Origin of the sequence: Sphingopyxis sp. RIFCSPHIGHO2_12_FULL_65_19 (genome assembly GCF_001830555.1) — a bacterium.
Taxonomy (GTDB): Bacteria; Pseudomonadota; Alphaproteobacteria; order Sphingomonadales; family Sphingomonadaceae; genus Sphingopyxis.
In genome coordinates this window covers 126479-130909 of record NZ_MIAM01000015.1, presented here as the reverse complement: position 1 = coordinate 130909, position 4431 = coordinate 126479, and the positions used below count along the sequence as shown (strand labels likewise).

Below are 4431 nucleotides of genomic sequence, written 5' to 3'. Positions count from 1 at the left end.
CGGCCGCGGCCAACCGCGCCCGCGCACTGGTCGCGACCGAGCACCGCGACCTGTTCCGCCGCCCGCTGGTCCCGGCGGAGCTGAACCGCTTTGGTGCCGTCATCCTCGATCCGCCGCGCGCGGGGGCCGAGGAGCAGGTGAAGCAGATGGCCGCATCGAGCGTGCCGGTCATCGCCTATGTCAGCTGCAATCCGGCGAGTTTTGCCCGCGACGCAAAAATGCTCGTCGAAGGCGGCTATAGGCTCGACTGGGTGCAGCCCGTCGGCCAGTTCCGCTGGTCAACCCATGTGGAACTGGCCGCACGTTTCAGCCGCTAACGTTCAGTGCAGCACGAATCCCATGAAGGCATGGATGCACAGCGCGAGCAGCGCGAGGCTGGCGAGCGCAAACACCGCGAAACGCCATAGCACGCGGTTGACCGTGACCTGGATCAGGCTGTGCACAATGCGTAAGGCGACATAGGCCCAGGCGATCTGCGTATTGAGCCCGCCGCCGAGGCCACCGACGGCCAGCGCGAGCGCAACGGCATAGAAGATCGTCGGCTGTTCCATCAGATGGTTGTAATTGTGGGCCTTCCACTGGACCTCTGCCGGTAGCACCTCGTCCAGCCCGCGTCCGGTGGTGCCGACAAGATTCTTGGCGTCGATCTTGGCCCGGCTCATGGCCGGGATGCGCGTGGCGTACATCCACACCCACATGATCATCGACCAGAGCGCGAGCGTCGCGACCGGCCCCAAAATGGCATTTGTATCCATGGTTTTCCCCCTCAACCCAAAGTGGCGATGACGGCCAGCAGCGCCAGAGCGACCAGACAGAATGTCGCAAGAGCGAATATGGCGAAGCGGACCGGAACACGGTTCACGGTCGCTTGATACAGGCTGTGAACAATGCGCAGCACGACATAAGCCCACGCCAGTCCGCGCGTCAGGTCGGTGCTGCCGCCTGACAGATGCAAGAAGATGAGCACAGCGTAAAACAGTGTCGGCTGTTCGAGCAGATGCGTATAATTGTGCGACTTCCAGTTGATCAGCGGCGGCAGTATATTTTCCAGATCGGCACCGCGCCCGCCCGGCGGTGCGGCTTTCAGATCGACACCGGCTTTCGACATCGCCGAAAAACGGGTTGCGGCAACCCAGCCGAGCATGATGAGCGTCCACAGCGCGAGCACCGCGCCTGGTGCAAGCAGGCTTTCAGGCATATCATTCCCCCTCCCAAATTTCGCGCGATGCTAGGGTGCGCGCCCCACAATGCAACATTATGTCGTCATTGGCGACGTCGCCACGAGTTCGGCGCGGATCGCGGCCCCGTCGCCATCGACCCTAGGCGCGAAGCCCAGATCGCGAGGCGCCATGGCACCATATTTCACCGGCGGCTGCATTTCGCGGAAGGTGCCGACGTCGGGGTGGGCGCGATGCCGGAAAAAGCCCGTTGCGACGAAATGCGGATCGTCGGTCACATCCTGAAGGTCGCGCGCCGCCATCGCCGGAATGTCGTTGGCAGCAAATAGCGCAAGCCATTCGGCGTTGGTTTTCGCCGGGGTCTTGCGCGCGATCTCGCTGTAGATGATCGGCATATGCTGGCCCTTGGCCTTTGCCGCTTCATATTCGGGCGTTTCGAGCAGGTCGGCGCTGCCGAGCAGGTCCATCAACCGCGCGGTCGATTCGACCGTATAGGGGACGATCGCAAGATAGCCGTCGCGGGTCGGGAAAGGCTGGCGCGTCGGGTCGAGCTGGCGTGGATAGCCGGCGGGGCCGATCGGCGGATCGAGCGCGGCGTCGCGCAGATGTTCGGTCAGCATGAACGATGAAAAACATTCAAACATCGGCACTTCGACCTGCTGGCCTTCGCCGGTGCGCAGCTTGTGGACCAGCGCCGCCAGGATCGCCTGCGCACCAAACTGCCCCGCAACCTTGTCGGCGATGAGCGAGGGGAAATAGCGCGGGCGCGGGTCGCCGTCGACGCGCGGCAACAGGCTGGTCGTGCCGCTGGCGGCCTGGATGACATCGTCATAGGCCTGAAGGTCGGCATAGGGGCCGTCCTGCGCGAAGCCGGTGCCGTGGACATAGATGATGTCGGGTTTCAGCGCCTTGCATGCGTCATAGTCGAAACCGAGCCGCGCGATCGCCTTGCCGCGAACATTGTGAAAAAAAACGTCGGCGGTCGCAACAAGGTCGCGCAGCACGGCGGCATCCCCCGGCTGTTTGAGGTCGAGCGCGATTGAGCGTTTGCCGCGATTGACCGTCAGGTGGATCGACCCCATCGTCGGGTCGGGAACCCCGCTTCCCAGATAGCGCGAGATATCGCCAATCCCGGGCGTTTCGACCTTGATCACCTCGGCACCCAGGTCGGCGAGCATCTGCGTCGCATAGGGGCCGAAAATGACGGTCGTCAGATCGACGATACGGATACCCGACAGCATGGGCATGGCTCCTCCTCTTCCAAGGCGGGCAGGATAGAATGATTGCAAAGTAAAACGGAAGAGGCTTCCGCAACTTTCGTCAGGCAGCGGGGGCTGCGGCCGCTTGGCTGTTGTTCCCATCCGTATAGGCCGCGGATATCCGGCGATAGTATCGCGAGCCGAACGCCGCCAGCGTCAGGATAACGCCGAACAGACCGGCGATGGTAAAGACCAGCGCGATCCCGCGTTCGGGACCGCGGCCATACCAGTCGCCGATCGCGTCGGCGCCTGCACCGTCGGTCATAAACGGCACGAAAAGAAATTGGGTGAGCGGGGCGATCAGGAAGGCGGTCAGCGGTGAGGCCGCCTGCTCGGCCGACTGGGCAAAGCCGAAGACGCGGCCCTGACGCTCGAACGGCACGACTTTCTGCATCGTCGTCTGCTCGGCCGCCTCGGCATAGGGGCCGAGGAACATCCAGATAAAACAGCCCGCGGCCAGCAGCAGGATCGACGACTGCAAGGTGAAAAACGCGGCGACTGTCCATGCGATCAGATTGACGAGAAGCAGGGTTCGCACCGGGTTCGCACCAAGACCCGTCCGCGCGATCACCATGCCGCTGAGAATGAACGCGCAGGAAACGAACGCCCACAGCAAGCCCCATGTTTCGACCTGCATTAACGACAGGCCATAGGCGTCCATGAGCGCCATAAACACGCCGCCGAGCAGGTTGTTGAAGCAGGAAAAGAGGATCAGCGCGAACAGGCCGGGGATACCGAGCACGACGCGCATTGTCCCGGCAAGGTCGATGCGGCGCGGTGCATCGTCCGCCTCGGCCGCGCGCGGTTCGTCAACCCGGACGAACAGAAGATGGACGATGGCGAGAAGCGAAAAGGCGACGGCAAAGACCAGTGTCGCGACCATCCCGCCCCACGCGACAAGAAAGCCGCTGATCGCCGAGGTGGTGAGGAAGCCGATGCCGCTGACCATTCCCACGAGCCCGTTGGCCTTGTCGCGCCGATCCTCCGGCACCAGCAGGGTCACCAACGTCGGCAGCGCGATCATACGGATATTGCCGACGATCACCGCCAGCATCGAAACGAGAATGAACAGCCAGAGCGCAACGCCCGACACATCGGCGGCACGAACGGAAGGCGCGAGGGCATAGGCCGCGAACGCGGCGGCGTAGAGGAGGAGCGAGGCAATGCTCGATACCAGCATCATGTTGCGCTTGCCATGATGGTCGACAAGGCTGCCGAACCAGACGCCGAGCATCGCGGTCAGGACCAGATAGATGCCCGCGATCATCCCCGTCGCGAACACCGACTGAGTTTCCAGAAAAGTCCAGAAGGTCAGCGCGAACCACACCGTGAAGTTGGTGATGTTCGCGATCAGATTATTGACGAGGAGATGATGGAAGGGCTGCATGGAGCGCGCAATCTAGCGCCTTGGGCCGAAAGGAAAAGGGCCGGTCGCATCGCTGCGCCCGGCCCCTGTCTTGATCGCCGCGTCGCGGTCAGAACAGCTTGGTTACCGTCGCGCTGCGGCGTTCGGGTTCGGCTTCGCTGCCGGTGTACAGGCTCGCCATCGGCTCGTCGCTGACGACATGGGTTTCGTCCGCGCCGAAGCCGTTGAACTTGGTCCGCATCGCGCAGCCATAGGCGCCGAGCATACCAATTTCGATGAAATCACCGGCCTTGATGTCTGCAGGCAGGAAAAACGGTCCCGCCATATGGTCGAGGTCGTCGCACGTCGGGCCATAGAAGCTGAACGGCACCAGTTCGGCTTCGCTTACCACGTCACGTTGCAACGAAACGGGGAAGCGCCAGCCGACATGCGCGGCATCGAACAGCGCGCCATAAGCACCGTCGTTGATATAGAGCTCCTCGCCGCGCCGCTTTTCGACGCGCACGACCAGCGAACTATATTCGGCAGACAGTGCGCGGCCAGGCTCGCACCACAGCTCGGCCGAATAGCTGATCGGCAGGCTTTCAAAACTGCGGTGGATCGTGTCGAAATAGGCGTCCAGCGGCGG

Annotated in this window: 5 protein-coding genes and 1 pseudogene; 1 reads left to right on the top strand and 5 read right to left on the bottom strand. The window is 62.9% G+C overall.

Annotated elements, in window-relative coordinates; translation table 11 throughout:
* A pseudogene (locus tag A3E77_RS04500) lies at positions 1-317 on the top strand (class I SAM-dependent RNA methyltransferase); the annotation flags it as partial.
* Positions 318-320: 3 nt separating this feature from the next.
* On the opposite strand, the gene A3E77_RS04495 reads toward A3E77_RS04500, so the two are convergent.
* From A3E77_RS04495 to A3E77_RS04475, 5 genes are all read right to left on the bottom strand, one after another.
* Positions 321-755 carry an MAPEG family protein gene (locus A3E77_RS04495; RefSeq protein WP_293643640.1) on the bottom strand — a complete coding sequence of 145 codons (435 nt, stop codon included), beginning with the start codon at positions 753-755 and terminating at the stop codon, positions 321-323.
* Between the two features lie 11 nt (positions 756-766).
* Positions 767-1198, bottom strand: a complete 432-nt coding sequence (locus tag A3E77_RS04490; RefSeq protein ID WP_293643639.1) for an MAPEG family protein — start codon at positions 1196-1198, stop codon at positions 767-769.
* Positions 1199-1255: 57 nt separating this feature from the next.
* The gene (locus A3E77_RS04485; RefSeq protein WP_293643638.1) at positions 1256-2425 is read right to left on the bottom strand and encodes a CaiB/BaiF CoA transferase family protein; all 1170 of its coding nucleotides are present in this window, start codon (positions 2423-2425) and stop codon (positions 1256-1258) included.
* A gap of 73 nt (positions 2426-2498) precedes the next feature.
* Positions 2499-3824, bottom strand: a complete 1326-nt coding sequence (locus A3E77_RS04480) for an MFS transporter (protein WP_293643637.1) — start codon at positions 3822-3824, stop codon at positions 2499-2501.
* A gap of 88 nt (positions 3825-3912) precedes the next feature.
* On the bottom strand, positions 3913-4431 hold a 519-nt coding region (locus A3E77_RS04475; protein WP_458574409.1), incomplete at its 5' end, for a type III PLP-dependent enzyme domain-containing protein.

Excerpts from the sequence above, each read along its gene's own strand:
- A3E77_RS04490 (WP_293643639.1), bottom strand. The coding sequence starts at position 1,198 with ATGCCTGAAAGCCTGCTTGCACCAGGCGCGGTGCTCGCGCTGTGGACG.
- A3E77_RS04480 (WP_293643637.1), bottom strand. The coding sequence starts at position 3,824 with ATGCAGCCCTTCCATCATCTCCTCGTCAATAATCTGATCGCGAACATC.
- A3E77_RS04495 (WP_293643640.1), bottom strand. The coding sequence starts at position 755 with ATGGATACAAATGCCATTTTGGGGCCGGTCGCGACGCTCGCGCTCTGG.
- A3E77_RS04485 (WP_293643638.1), bottom strand. The coding sequence starts at position 2,425 with ATGCCCATGCTGTCGGGTATCCGTATCGTCGATCTGACGACCGTCATT.